This is a genomic window from Haloferula sp. A504 (assembly GCF_044385805.1).
Classification (GTDB): Bacteria; Verrucomicrobiota; Verrucomicrobiia; order Verrucomicrobiales; family Akkermansiaceae; genus Haloferula.
In genome coordinates, this window is record NZ_JBISBU010000091.1 from 1 (window position 1) to 12,921 (window position 12,921).

General features: G+C 63.2%; 15 protein-coding genes and 1 tRNA gene. 4 read left to right on the plus strand and 12 right to left on the minus strand.

The features are described 5' to 3' along the window. Window positions 1–27: 27 nt before the first annotated feature. On the minus strand, window positions 28–660 hold the full coding sequence (locus tag ACG2LG_RS22665) for a hypothetical protein (RefSeq protein WP_396262966.1): 633 nt from the start codon (window positions 658–660) through the stop codon (window positions 28–30). A 187-nt stretch (window positions 661–847) separates the two neighbouring features. Between ACG2LG_RS22665 and ACG2LG_RS22670 the strand changes: the two genes are divergently transcribed. Both ACG2LG_RS22670 and ACG2LG_RS22675 read left to right on the plus strand, forming a co-directional pair. Then, complete coding sequence (locus ACG2LG_RS22670) at window positions 848–1,117, plus strand: UPF0175 family protein (protein WP_396262968.1); 270 nt, start codon at window positions 848–850, stop codon at window positions 1,115–1,117. A gap of 20 nt (window positions 1,118–1,137) precedes the next feature. Continuing rightward, window positions 1,138–1,593, plus strand: coding sequence for a DUF3368 domain-containing protein (locus ACG2LG_RS22675; RefSeq protein WP_396262970.1), 456 nt, complete (start codon window positions 1,138–1,140; stop codon window positions 1,591–1,593). 49 nt (window positions 1,594–1,642) lie between these two features. Here ACG2LG_RS22675 and ACG2LG_RS22680 read toward each other — a convergent pair whose 3' ends face one another. From ACG2LG_RS22680 to ACG2LG_RS22700, 5 genes are all read right to left on the minus strand, one after another. Further along, window positions 1,643–2,470: a RecB family exonuclease gene (locus ACG2LG_RS22680; protein WP_396262972.1), complete on the minus strand. Its 828-nt coding sequence runs from the start codon at window positions 2,468–2,470 to the stop codon at window positions 1,643–1,645. After that, window positions 2,467–2,961 carry a hypothetical protein gene (locus ACG2LG_RS22685; protein ID WP_396262974.1) on the minus strand — a complete coding sequence of 165 codons (495 nt, stop codon included), beginning with the start codon at window positions 2,959–2,961 and terminating at the stop codon, window positions 2,467–2,469. Before ACG2LG_RS22685 ends, ACG2LG_RS22680 begins: the two co-directional genes overlap by 4 nt. Before the next feature lie 433 nt (window positions 2,962–3,394). Next, window positions 3,395–4,792 (minus strand): hypothetical protein, encoded by a 1,398-nt coding sequence (locus ACG2LG_RS22690; protein ID WP_396262976.1) that lies wholly within the window; start codon window positions 4,790–4,792, stop codon window positions 3,395–3,397. Then, window positions 4,770–6,182: a hypothetical protein gene (locus tag ACG2LG_RS22695; RefSeq protein WP_396262978.1), complete on the minus strand. Its 1,413-nt coding sequence runs from the start codon at window positions 6,180–6,182 to the stop codon at window positions 4,770–4,772. The genes ACG2LG_RS22690 and ACG2LG_RS22695 overlap by 23 nt, the downstream gene beginning before the upstream one ends. Window positions 6,183–6,404: 222 nt before the next feature. Beyond that, window positions 6,405–6,481 (minus strand) — tRNA-Pro (locus ACG2LG_RS22700). 92 nt (window positions 6,482–6,573) lie between these two features. On the opposite strand from ACG2LG_RS22700, the gene ACG2LG_RS22705 reads away from it, so the two are divergent. After that, a complete protein-coding gene (locus ACG2LG_RS22705; protein ID WP_396262980.1) occupies window positions 6,574–7,374 on the plus strand; it encodes an ATP-binding cassette domain-containing protein in 801 nt (266 codons plus the stop codon). Window position 7,375: 1 nt separating this feature from the next. Here the strand turns inward: ACG2LG_RS22705 and ACG2LG_RS22710 are convergent, their stop codons facing one another. The 4 genes from ACG2LG_RS22710 to ACG2LG_RS22725 form a co-directional block, all read right to left on the minus strand. Then, window positions 7,376–8,236 (minus strand): transglutaminase domain-containing protein, encoded by an 861-nt coding sequence (locus ACG2LG_RS22710; protein WP_396262982.1) that lies wholly within the window; start codon window positions 8,234–8,236, stop codon window positions 7,376–7,378. A 65-nt stretch (window positions 8,237–8,301) separates the two neighbouring features. Beyond that, window positions 8,302–9,336, minus strand: coding sequence for an alpha-E domain-containing protein (locus ACG2LG_RS22715; RefSeq protein ID WP_396262984.1), 1,035 nt, complete (start codon window positions 9,334–9,336; stop codon window positions 8,302–8,304). 6 nt (window positions 9,337–9,342) lie between these two features. Continuing rightward, the gene (locus tag ACG2LG_RS22720) at window positions 9,343–10,773 is read right to left on the minus strand and encodes a circularly permuted type 2 ATP-grasp protein (protein ID WP_396262986.1); all 1,431 of its coding nucleotides are present in this window, start codon (window positions 10,771–10,773) and stop codon (window positions 9,343–9,345) included. Between the two features lie 74 nt (window positions 10,774–10,847). Then, entirely contained in the window at window positions 10,848–11,501 is a 654-nt protein-coding gene (locus ACG2LG_RS22725) for a lipoyl protein ligase domain-containing protein (protein ID WP_396262988.1), read from the minus strand. Window positions 11,502–11,583: 82 nt separating this feature from the next. On the opposite strand from ACG2LG_RS22725, the gene ACG2LG_RS22730 reads away from it, so the two are divergent. After that, complete coding sequence (locus ACG2LG_RS22730; protein ID WP_396262990.1) at window positions 11,584–12,150, plus strand: CbiX/SirB N-terminal domain-containing protein; 567 nt, start codon at window positions 11,584–11,586, stop codon at window positions 12,148–12,150. On the opposite strand, the gene ACG2LG_RS22735 is transcribed toward ACG2LG_RS22730, so the two are convergent. Together ACG2LG_RS22735 and ACG2LG_RS22740 are read right to left on the minus strand one after the other, a co-directional pair. After that, complete coding sequence (locus ACG2LG_RS22735) at window positions 12,074–12,478, minus strand: hypothetical protein (protein WP_396262992.1); 405 nt, start codon at window positions 12,476–12,478, stop codon at window positions 12,074–12,076. The two genes, ACG2LG_RS22730 and ACG2LG_RS22735, sit on opposite strands and share 77 nt — an antisense overlap. A 255-nt stretch (window positions 12,479–12,733) precedes the next feature. Continuing rightward, window positions 12,734–12,921, minus strand: a 188-nt coding sequence (locus ACG2LG_RS22740; protein ID WP_396262994.1) for a transposase, incomplete at its 5' end; no start/stop codon positions are given.

Consider the following 12,921-nt stretch of genomic DNA (forward strand, 5'->3'; position numbering starts at 1 on the left):
GCCGAGGGTGCTCAAAAGCCGCTGATCTCATCTCTCACCGAGATCGAGCCCCCCATCGGCGAATCGCCACCGGGAGTATGAGAAATGCGGGCTAGCCGCCGTGGCGGCGAGTCGGCGTCCGTCAGTGGCGACGATCATGCCACCATCCTCGGGCGTGAGCAGCACGCTATTGAGGATGTAGCGCGTGGAATCCTTCGAGGCACAGACGGCGATTTCACCGACCATCTCGAAGGTGCGACCGGGGACCGGAGTGGGTTCGATGCCCTTCGGCACATGCGGACAGGGCGGAAACTCTTCGGTCTCCAATGTCGGGTGGTTGGTTTCGACGGTGATGCCGCCGCGTGTCATCGTCAGGCGGAGGCGACGGTCACCTTTCGATCCCTTGCGGGCGAAGGTGACGACGCTGCCCTTGTCGGCCTTGAGTGCGGCTTGGAAGGCGTCGGCAGGCAGGAGCAGCGACTCCACCGTGTCGGACGGGCGATCCGTCGGGACGCGGGTGGTGAGCCATTGGTCGAGGTTGCAGACGGTGAGGCGAATGCCTTCATCCGGGCCCGCCTCGACCAGGATGTGGTTGAGGACCGGCAGGGTGCATTGCTTGGTGCGCAGCCGCTTGAGCATTCGCCCGGCGGCCTTGAGTGATTCGGAAGGGATGTGGATCATGTTTCAGTGGTGGTTGTTTGTTGTTTTCAGAAAGCACGCAGGGCGGCCCCGGAAACCGGAGCCGCCCTCGCGTGCGGAGAATGAAAATGCCCGCCGCGACACGGGGTCGGGCGGACGCCGGGAAGAGGCGTGGTGGCCGCTCGAATCCGAACTGGCAGATCCTTCCCGCCTCGATTAGGCTCCGGGCATGAAGGATGTGACTCTCACTCTGCCGGGCGAGGCGCTCGAGGGTGCACGCATTCCTCCGGCGGAACTCGAGCGGGAGCTCCTGCGTCGTCTAGCGGCGGCGCTCTACCGGGACGGGATCATCGGTGGTGCCGGGGCATGCCGTCTCGCCGGCATGGAAAAGGCGGAGTTCCAACATTGGCTCGGTGAGCACGGATTTCCGCAACCGCTGTCGGAAGGCGACTACGAGATGGAACGGGAGCAACTCGGGTCATGGCGCAACGCCGGTTGATCGTCTGCAACACGACCCCGGTGATCAACCTGGCCGAAATTGGTCAGCTTGAACTGCTGGATCAACTGCTCGGAAAATTCTCCGTGCCACCGGCGGTGGTTGCAGAGTTGAAGGCAAAACGGGAACTGTTTCCGGCAGCGGCGGAGGCCGCCGATGCGCTCGAAGTTCTGGCGCCTGCCGACCAGCTCCTCGTGGAAGGGCTGAGTTCCATGGTTCATCCTGGCGAGGCCGAGTGTCTCGCGCTGGCCATGGAAAACCCCGGATCGCTGCTCATCCTCGATGACCGCCAGGCGCGGGCGGTGGCATCTTCCAGGGGGCTGCCATTTACCGGAACCCTGGGGATCCTGAGCGAGGCAAAGGCAGGCGGCCTGATCCCGCGGCTTTCTCCGGTCATCCGGGATCTTCGCGAGCGGGCACGGTTCTGGATTTCACCTGCGCTCGAAGCCCGCGTGCTGCAAGATGCAGGCGAGACGTAGGAACCCGGCCCTTCGCCCTATCGGGCTCCGGGCCGGGCTTCTTTGAATATCACGCCGCCACACGAATGCCATGGGGCCAAGCGGCGCATTCGGCCCGGAAGGGGCACCAGGAGCAGTGCATCCCGGGCTGCGGATGGAACCGCCCCTCGGCGATCCCCTCCACCGCCAGCCGCAGCAGGCCGACGACCCGCGACTTGCGGGCGATGTCCGCCGGCGGCGTGCTGACGCGGATGACCTGCGGCGTCTTGGTCTTCACCAGGAACACCAGGTCGAGCGACGGAGGGGTTTCTCCCGTCGCGCCCTCGACCAGCAGTTGGTAGCTGACCAACTGGATCTCGTGGTCGAAGGCCGCCTGCTTCGGGTCGGGACGTGCGGCGGCCGACTTGAAGTCCACCGGGACGCCGTCGTGGGTGACGAGGTCGATGACACCGCCCAGCGGCACCGGGAGCCCGTCGAGCTTCTGGTCGAGGGGCACTTCCACCGCCTTGGGGCGCTCGGTCGGTGCCTCCCCGGAGTCGAGGTAGGCGGCCAGCACCCGCAGCCCGTCTTCCCGGGCCTTGGTGCGAGCCTTGTCGTCCCTCCATGACACGGGGCCTTCCTCCTGCTCGAGCCGCTGGAACTCGACCTCGAAGACACCGGCGAGCATCTCGGGCGAATCATTTCCACCCCGCCAGCGGGCGAGGTGGAAGGCCTGGAGGCCGGCGTGGATCGCCTTCCCCAGATGCAGGGACGGCGACACCGGGGCCGGCAGCCGCAGCACGCGCTCGAAGAAGAAGCGCAGGCTGCACGACAGGTACGACTTCGCCGCGCTGGGCGAGATGTGGTCCGGGAGGGTCCGGGGCGCGGGCGCCACCGCCTGCTGGGTCGGGGCGATCATGAGCGACCTCCCTTCCCGTTGGCGTAGGCCCGGCCGCTGGAACGGCGCTGGGGCTTTCCGCCGTGGGTCTCGAGCAACTCGTCGATGAGCCCGGAGGCCTCCATCTTGTTGAGCTGCCGCACCCCCTTGCCAAAGCGTTGGCGGGCGAGGTGGTCGATCTCGTTCTTGTCGAGCGAGTGCTCGTCGACGAGCTTCAGGATGAGTTCCTTCTGCTTGTCGCTGCAGCGCCAGCTTTCCCCATTTGGGGAATGGCCGTTGCTGCCATTGGTCGGAGCGGAGTCGTCCATCCCGTAGTTGTCGGGCGGGACGAAGCCGGTGGATCGGATCTGCTCGTCGACATTGGTCTGGAGCAGCCGGTAGACGCGGGCCGCCTCGTCGGCGACCTGGTCGGTATGGACCAGCTCGGTCTCGATCGAGACGGCGAACTGGTGACTGGAATAGCCCGGGAGTCCCAGGCGTTTGCTGTAGTTGGCGATCAGTTTGACGGCCATGGCTGGTTGTTGTGGTTGTTGGTTTCGTTACGTGAAAAGGCCCGCCCCGGAGTGAATCCGGGGCGGGCCTTGGTGGTTGTGTCAGGGAACGGGAGTCGTGACGGCTTCAGGCCGCCTTCCTCCCGGGGAACGGTTCGGCCGCCTGTGGGGCGGCGTTACCGGTGCTGCACGGACGATCGGCCAGGGCGGCCGTGATGAGTTCGTCCGCCAGCCGGGTCATGGGCATCCGACGGCGCTGTGCTTCGCGATAGAGCGCACGCACGACGTCATCCGACAGCCTCGGGGAATACAGGTTCCGGGGCATGACATGAGGGAACGCTCCAAGAGCACCCCGGAGCGTTCATGGTCATTTAACACGGAGAGGGGTGAATTTCATCCAACCACCGGCTCCAGCCACGTGGCGCATGAGTTTCGCCCATAACGAATGCCACGATCAGGATGCGTCCCTAAAGATTGGCCAACGGGAAATTTTCGACAGATCTGCTGACACATTCGGCAACGCAGAAAAGCCCAGTCGCCAACGATCCTCGTCGAGTTCGACCACCCAGCCTTCGTCCCTCATGCGGTACAAATGCCCACGGACCACCTCGGTCCGTTCCTTGTGGCAGCACCTCACCAGGTCACGGGTGCTGTGCGGGGCAAGACGCAGCTTGTCGGCGATGATGCACGATACCTTCTCGGCAGGATCGTGAGCCGGGCCAGGGAAAAGAAGACGAACCTCCCGGCAGTGGACCGCGCGGATCCACCGGGCCAAGCGCGCGGCCAGCGTCCAGAGCATCCAGTGCTGATCGGGCGGACGCTGCACCTTGAGCGACATCAGACACAGCGCCGCGGCGAACTGCCAAGCGACAGGTTCATGCTTTCGCAGCAGGCCAGCGAGTGGCTCCATCCGACACCAGCGGGGCGGTCGCCACTTGCGGTCGGCCTGATCAAGCAAGTCAGCCACGACACAGTTCGGAGTGAAAATGTTCGGCGTTTCGAGATATCGCAGATCCAGAAGGTGCTGGTAGATCCCGAGCATCATCGGAGAGCCCGGCGGGAGGCCTGCTTCGGAAGTCGGAAGTCGGTCAGCGGGGATCAACCAGCCATAACAGAGAATCTCTTCGGGCCCCCGATCCCGCATCATCTTGCGGAACGCCTTGGCCGTCGACCACCCGTGGAGCGTCGTCCGCAGCCCGGGCCCCTCGTTCAGAGACCCGGACTTGAGGAGTGGTCCATGCCCCGAAGCCCGCCCGATTGCTCGATAGGCTGGATCCCCATTCAGAATCACGAGACGGTCGCGCCCGAACTGATTGGGCTCCACGGCGACTCGGCCGATCCGCGCATGGACATCAATCAGCAGATCCACGTCCACTTCCTCCGGTTTCGGGGCAGGACGTTTCTCCCGGGTAAGCTCGGGGCACCACCCACCGATCAACTCCTCCAACTCCTCGTGATTTTGGGTGTTCCGACGCCGAGGCTCAGATGCGGCAAGTTCCGCCGCCATCCTTTTCGACTTTTCGTGCCACGCCAGCAGCGGTGAGAGTTGAAAACGGAACCACCGAGGCAGGTTCTCGTTTGGTCCGAGAAATGTCACCGAAGGCCGCCCTGCTTTCGGAGTCTTCTCCCCCTCTCGTCGCCAACTCAACCGCGACCCACTTACCCCTGCGCCGGCCAGCAGAATCTGCGCGAGTGGCACCACCGGCGACACCCCTGCCAGATCCGCCAGGTTCAGGGCGGCCGAGGCCGTCAACCGCACCCAATCCGTTTCCTTGGCAGGCATGGTGGCACCGCCAAGAAAACCCGCGAACCCGTCCGGTGCCGGATGATTAGGATACGGAGACTCTTTCATCCCGGTTGGCGTTCCAGACAGACTCCCGCATGCGCCGAAGCTTGCCATCAAGGTCAGGCTCGGGGCCCATCACGTAGTCTCCGGCCGAGTCCTCCAAGATCACCCCCTCACACAACAACCAATCCAGCGTCGTCAAGCGGAGTCGAAGCTGGCGAGGATTGAGTCCCCGCAGCAGGTAATTGCGATCAATCGGCTGCATCTCCCGAATCGTTTTTGCGATCTGATTCGGTAGGTTGACTGGCTCCTGAAGAACCCTGCCGTATGCCAACCGCTCCCAGAGATCCGCGTGGCGCTTCCTCAGAATTCTGGCATGCCGGAACGCAGCATCCGCAAGCTGCCGCTTCGAGGGTGTGGTCTTATGAAAACTGTAAACCGCGCGCAGCATTCTATAGATCAGCACGGGCAAGTGGCGAAGCACACGGACCTTCATCTCCTTGCAGCCCTTCAGGTAGCGCCGATAGCGCTTCTCGAAGGCAGAGCGTTCCGCTTGCTCCTCATCCCACCAGCCGTATCTCGTTTCGGCACGAGGACGGGCAGCCAACTCCTTGCCAAGGGCCTGTGTCCACTCCTCGGGCGGGTCGACCCGCAACAGGGATTCCTGTGATCCAATTGCCCGCCTCGGTTGGAACAGGAGTGCGTTGCAGACGACACAGGGCACCTCCGGATCCTTCCAGTCCGCCGATTCGGCATGGAAGATCAGAGATGCCGTCGGGGTTCTGAATTGAAAGCTGGACCATTTTTCAACCACACCCCCACGGGACAGGAATCCAAAGATGTACTTTCCGGAATAGGTCCTCCGGCAGGAGTAGGGTATCGACCAACCCCCATAGACCAGCGCCAAGGCCCCATGGCATTCCTTGATCGCCTGCATGGTCTGACCCAACGGCGTCTCCTCGACCAGCACCCTCGGATGAAGCAAGAAGTCGAGGTGAGGCAAGAGTTCATCCCGAACGAGCCTTGCGGCGCGCACGTATTGCACCAGACGGAGGCGTCCCTGAGGGCTGTTCCGCAGGGGCCTTTCCGGATCAAAGCCCAGCCGATCGCTAATGCCCCCATACCAACACGAAAGGTAGTCGTCGTCGTCCGACCGGTTGGCAGGATTCTTTGACAACAGGAACTGCTTGAGTTGCTCCGGCTGGACATCGCGGAAGCGGTATCCCCAGTCCTGCTGGAACTCTCGAATCGGCGTCAACAACCAGCGCACCACTGCTGCCACGGAACCCTCGTCATCCACTATCCCGAGGTGGAAAGACCTCAACTCATCCATGAGTGGATCGGAACTCTTGGTGTAGTCGCAAAAACCCGGTTCAAGGATTCCGTTGAAAATCACGCCCATCAACGCAACTGCCGAGCTTGTGTCACCGCCGATCGCCTTGGCGACCATTTTCACGGGGTCCTGACACGGTGCACTCATCGCTTCGCGAAAAGCCTCAATCGCCGCAGAAGCCCGAGTCCTCAGAGCCCCTTGGGGTGGATGCGAACGACCCGACTCCCCCCTAGGAGGCTGCCCAAAGCGACGATTCCCGCCTGCGAAATCAACTTTAAGGGCAGTTTAAGGGCACCGCCGATTCTGTCAAGCCAACCGAAAAGCCCGCAAAGCCTTGAAAAATAATGGTCGGGGCGGCCAGATTCGAACTGACGACATCCTGCTCCCAAAGCAGGCACTCTACCAGGCTGAGTTACGCCCCGGACGGGCGGGACGTTCCGTGGCGAAACGGGTTTTGACAAGCGGGAAGTCGAGCTGACTTGCCCAAACCCGCAGCCTCCCCCAGCCTCCTGCCGTGGCCCACCTCGAAATCCGCGATCTTCACACCCATTTCTCGCAGCGAAAGGGAGGGCTCCTCGCCGGCCACAGGGAAACCATCCGGGCCGTGGACGGCGTCTCGTTGCAGCTCGAGAAGGGAGAAATTCTGGGTCTTGTCGGCGAGTCGGGATGCGGAAAGTCCACTCTCTCGCGGACCGTCATGCAGCTGATTCCGCCAACCTCGGGAAGCATCGTGCTGGACGGAACCGAACTCACCACTCTCCCGGGTCCCGAGGTCCGGCGTCGGCGCCTGGATTTTCAGATGATCTTCCAGGACCCCTACGCCTCGCTCAATCCGCGCATGACGATTTCCGCGACCCTCCGGGAGGCAATCCGCCGCCGCCATCCCAAGGCCGCCGGGGATGACCTCTCCCACCGGATCGCCGAGTTGATGGAAACCGTGGGTCTCGACCCCAAATTCCAGCGCAAGTACCCGCACGAATTCTCCGGCGGCCAGCGCCAGCGGATCGCCATTGCCCGCGCACTCGCGCCCGAGCCCAAGCTGGTCATCGCCGACGAGCCGGTGTCGGCCCTCGATGTGTCGATCCAGTCCCAGATCCTGAATCTGCTCAAGAAACTGCGCCGCGAGTTGGGGCTGACGATGATCTTCATCTCCCACGATCTCGGCGTGGTGCGCTACCTGGCCGACCGGATCCTCGTGATGTATCAGGGCAAGATCATCGAGGAAGGAGAACCGGAGGCACTTTTCCGGAACCCGAGGGAAGACTACACCAAGCGACTGCTGGCCGCGATTCCGAGCTTCTCGGACGCCGGCTGACTCAATCCCCGACTTTCTCGACCTCGACAGTGACCGAGAGCCGGCAGTGCCCGGTCCCGTGGTAGCTGCCCTTCACCGGGGCAACGTCGTCGTAGTCCCGCCCCACCGCGATCTTGATGTAGCGCTCGTCGGCAAGGTTGCCGTTGGTCGCATCGAATCCGACCCACCCGATCGTGGGCAGATATATCTCCGGCCACGCGTGGGAAGCCTGGGCTCCGATGAGGTCGTCGCGTGGTCCATTGTAGAGGTAGCCGGAGGCATAGCGCGCCGGGATTCCGACCGACCGGCACAGGCCGATCATGACGTGGGTGAAGTCCTGGCAAACCCCGTGGCGGTGCTCGAACGCCTCCTCCAAGTGGGTGCTCACGTGGGTCGCCCCGGTGTCGTAGCGAAACTCGGAATGGATCCAATGCATGATCGCCATTCCCTTCTCGAAAATCGACGTCGCATCCGCGCCGAGATCGACCGCCTGCTTCCAGATCATCGGGTGGCTGGACACGTAGCGGCTCTCCTGAAGGAAAGGCCAAACCCGCTCGCGGGTGTCGGGATCCTCATACGCCTCGAAGCCGTCGAAGCGGGCGGCTTCGGGAAGTTCGAGTTTCAGGTTCTGGACCCGCAGGCGGCTGGTGATCTGCAACCGGTCGTGCGGCGAGGGCAGTTCGAAATGGTGGGTGATGTTGTCGAACAGGTCCCGGAATCCCCGGAGGCGGGTGGCGGGCTTGATTTCGATGAAGCTCTGCAGCGTCTTCTGGAACGGAAAGGTCCGCGGCTCAAGGTGCAGGACGTTGGTGCTGTCGGTGACCGGCGAAGCATACTCGAAGGTCGTCCGATGAAGCACCTGATACTTTGGGCCCGGGGTCACGGGCGGGGAGGAAAGGGTTTCCCCGGAGGCTTGGCAAGCCGGGGTCGATGCAGCATCGGTCCGGGTCATTGCTGCTGCTGCTCCATTTGCCATTTCACCACCGCGGACACCGAAGAGGCGGGAATCGGAGGGCGCTGCTCGATCTCGTCGGGCAACAGGATGAACGCCCGGAATACCGCCTCGCCGATCGCGTTGAGACGTTGCTGGAGACCGTCGAGGTAGCCGTGGAGTCCCAAGGCCAGGACATCATCGCAGGACGAGAAGGCGAGATCGGAAAGAAGGCGACCGGACAGGCTTTCGGCCTCGTTGGCGAAACCGCCACGGGGAGTTCCGGAAATGGCATGCAGGCATTCGTCGATGCGAGCGGCGCAGTAGCGCACCGAACGGGGGAAATCGGGGGCGAGGACCAGGAACTCGGTGATGTTCCGGCGGGTGAATCTTCCCCGATGCTTCACCCGGAAGGCTCCCAATCCACCACAGGAACGCAGGATCGCGAGCCAATGCTCGTCGGCAGTCAGCCCGAAGTGATCCGGTTGGGCTTCGATGAAGGTCGTGATGTCGAGGAACCGGGTGGTCTTGTCGGCCCGTTCAAGGTGACGCCCGAGGTCCATGAAATCCCAGGCCTCGCCCCTCAGTGTCGTGGCCGCCGCCATTCCATGGAAGGCGAAGGTCGAGCGCCGGATCCGCTCGTAGTAGGCGGTCGAGTTGGACCGCACCAAGGCCGCACCCTCGGTCGAATGAACGAAGAGATAGAGCCCGTTGAGTTCCTCCCAAAGCGATTCGGCGAGTTGGTCGCGGACCATCCGCGCATTCTCGCGGGCCTGGCCGATGCACGAGACGATGCTATTGGGATTGTCGGTGTCGATGGTGAGAAACTCGATCGCCTCGCGCCGCAGGCCGTCGGGATGAGCGCTCTCGAAAAGCTCCTCGTCCCCCGAGCTGGCAATCACCGGACGCCACAGGGCGTCAAGACCGGCCGCGTCCTTCCAGCCCAGGTCGAGCAGCAGGCGTTCATTGACCTCGATCAGGCGCGCGAGGTTGTCGGCCCGCTCGATGTAGCGGACCATCCAGTAGAGGCAGTTGGCGACTCTCGACAGCATGATGATTCAGCCTCTCAGGACCCAGGTGTCCTTGCTTCCCCCGCCCTGCGATGAATTCACGACCAGCGAGCCCTTGTTGAGCGCGACCCGGGTCAGGCCACCGGGGACGATCTTCACGCTCTCTCCATAGATGATGTAGGGACGGAGATCGACGTGACGCCCCTCAAATCCCTCGCCGCACCATGTCGGGCAGCGTGACAGGCTGATCACCGGTTGGGCGATGAAGTTTCTCGGATCGTCCTGAATCCTCGCCCGGAACTCCTCCAACTCCGCCTTCGAGGCCGTCGGCCCCATGAGCATGCCGTAGCCCCCCGATTCGTTCGCCGACTTGACGACCAGTTCCGGCAGATGATCGAGGATGTATTTCCGGTCGGAGTCCTCATACGCGAGATAGGTCTGCACGTTCGGGAGGATCGGCTGCTGACCGAGGTAGTATTCGATCATCTTCGGCACGAAATGATAAACCACCTTGTCATCGGCCACGCCCGTGCCGACCGCGTTTGCCAGAGCGACGTTCCCCGCGCGGTATGCCTGCATGATCCCGGGCACCCCGAGCACCGAGTCCTTGCGAAAGACGGTCGGGTCGATGAAGTCGTCGTCGATCCGGCGGTAGATCACGTCCACCCGCTCCAGCCCCTTGGTGGTGCGCATGTAGACGAAGTCGTCGAGCACCACGAGATCCTTGCCCTCGACGATCTCGATGCCCATTTCGCGGGCCAGATAGCAGTGCTCGAAGTAGGCGCTGTTGTAGCACCCCGGCGTCAGCAGCACGCAGACCGCATCGCCTTCCCGGTGGGGTGAGATGAATTCCAGCATTCGCCGCAGTTCGCGGGGATAGGCGTCGACCGGTCGCACTCCCATGGCATCGAAGAGCCCGGGGAAGGCCCGCTTCAGGGCGTTGCGGTTCTCCAGCAGATAGGAAGCACCCGACGGGCATCGGGCATTGTCCTCCAGCACGAAATACTGGCCGTCGTCGCCGCGAATCAGGTCACTCCCGCAGATCTGGATGTAGATGTCCTCCGGGACATCGATCCCCCGGAACTCGGGTCGGAAGTGTTTGGCATTCTCAATGTAGTAGGCGGGAATCACCCCATCCTTGAGGATCTGCTGCTCGTGGTAGATGTCGTGCAGGAAGAGATTCAGCGCGATGATCCGCTGCGACAGCCCCGCCTCAAGCAGATCCCACTCCTCCGCCGGGATCACCCTGGGCACGGGATCGAAGGGAAAGATCCGCTCCGTTCCCTTGTCGTCGTGGTAAACGTTGAAGGTCACCCCCTGGCGCAGGAAGTGCGAGTCGCATGCCTGCCGGCGTGCCTCGAAATCCGCCCGCTCGATGCTCGAAAACCGCTCGAGGAGCGGCGAACAATGCGGCCGCACCGATCCGTCCGACTCGAACATCTCGTCGAAAAACAGATCAGTCTCAAAGTGGTCGAACATGGGTTTCGGGGGGCTTCGTAGCAGGGTCCGGGCCAAACCTCGGGGGCATTCCGCTTCTGCCCCGGCCGGCGGGATCATCGGCGCGCCGCCCAGCGCGGATCGCGAAAGCGGCGCGCCCGGCTTTCGATCTCCGGGAGGCCGGGTCCCCCTTGAAAATGCCCCACTTTCCCGGCCAGACAAGCGGCGAACCGAAAAGGAAAACCGGAGTCGGGAAGATGCGCCACCGAACCCTGGTGAAGCAACCCATCGGCGGAGCGGCGCTGCCCGGCCCCGGCGATCTTGCTGCCCTTGTGGTCGAGAAGATCGTGTTCGACGGGCTGGGCGAAACAGTCGCCCCCCCTGACCGCCACCGCCCCGCCGGCAAGTCGCAGGTCCGGATCCTCCGACGACAAAGCGGAGGCCAGCGCCTCGTGGATGAACCGATAGCTGGCCCCGCCCCGCTGATCCGCCAGCGGATGACCCGAGGGCACGACCAGCGTGTAGGTCAGGTCCTTCCGGTGATCGACAATACCCCCACCGGTGCGCCGACGGACGAGCTTCAATCCGGGAAACAGAGCCACCGCCTCAGCCAGCGGAACGAAGTAGCCGAAACTTCCCCAGCCAGACTCCCACCGGTAGATCCTGAGCACCGGGCGGCGTGCGGTTTCCTGCAACCAGTCGTCGACCGCCATGTTGCGCCACCCGTCGCGCTCGGCATCATCGATCCACAATTCCAGCTCCTCCAGCACCTCCCCATCACAACCCGGCGAGACGCGACCCGCAACGCGCTATTCGGCTTGCGCCCCGGCGAATCCCGCGCAGCTTCGGCGCATGCCGATTTCCCCGAAGCCAGGGACCGCCCTTCTCATCGTCGGTCATGGCTCCACCGAGAATCCCGACTCTTCCACTCCCTACTTCGATCACGCCGACGAGATCCGTGATCGTCAGCTTTTTTCGGAGGTCCACTGCTGCTTCTGGAAGGAGGAGCCGTCGATGCGCGAGGCCCGCTACCTCATCGAGGCCGACGAGGTCTACGTCGTGCCGGACTTCATCAGCGAAGGGTATTTCACCCAGGAGGTCATCCCCCGCGAACTGGAGCTCGAGGGTCCGACCACCCAACGCCATGGAAAGACCTGGCACTACACGCTGCCGGTCGGCGTCCACGCGTCGATGACCGACCTCATCCTGCGACGGGCGCGCGAAGTCGCACCCAATGTGGCGGAGCAGGAAACCACCCTGTTCATCGTCGGCCACGGCACGGGCCTGAACCAGAACTCGACGAAAGCCGTGAGGGATCAGGCCGAGGCGATCGTCAGTGGGGTCAGGTGCTGCATTTCAACATTATTGCCAGTTTCCTCAATTCCTTCTGATTTTTCGGTTGCTTCTGGGCCGAGGTGACCAAGCGGCTCACTGCTGACGGATGTCCCATCGCCAAGCGTTCCGCAAGCCATCCATTACCGACCGAACTGGCGCGACGCAAAAGCAGTGCCACGAGAATCTTGCGGCGGTCCCCCTTGCGGAAATCCGAAAGGCTCTCAGCATCTTGCGGCAATCCCAGACTCTCCAAGGCCTTCTTGGCAAGTTCCTCGGCGGCAACTGCGTCATGCGCCCTCGCAGCATGGTCACGGCCTGCCACCTTTCCAAGCTGCTTGCCCTCCACCAAGGCACGGAGCTTATCGGCAAAGTCCGGCTCACCCAGATACCAGCCGCGCCTCAAGGCCTTCATCGCCGCCTCATCCACCCTGCCTCCGTCGCTGGCCACCCTTGCCTCCAACCAAGAAACGTAGGCCCGGCGTCCGCGGCCATCCTCAGCCAGCTCAAAGGCCCGCAGGACTCGTTGCGTCACCAGCCACTCGGGCTCCCTGCCCTTGGCGTACTATGGCAGACTGCTCCACTTGTAGGACGCCAGTCCACCGCGTCGGGCCTCCGCCAACCCGGCACGGGCTGGATTAAGATGAATGTAGTCCGCGACGATCCGGAACTAGTAGGGACTCGACTTGTAGCGGCCTTGAAACACATGCCCGCGCCGCGCTCGGCGGGCGTTCCAGCCCTGGCTGAAGGTCCCCAGCAGCCGCTTCATTCCCGTCACGAGATTCGGCTCCGGTGTCTCAAGGAGCAGGTGGAAATGGTTGCCCATCAGCACCCATGCATGAACCCGCCAGCCATGGC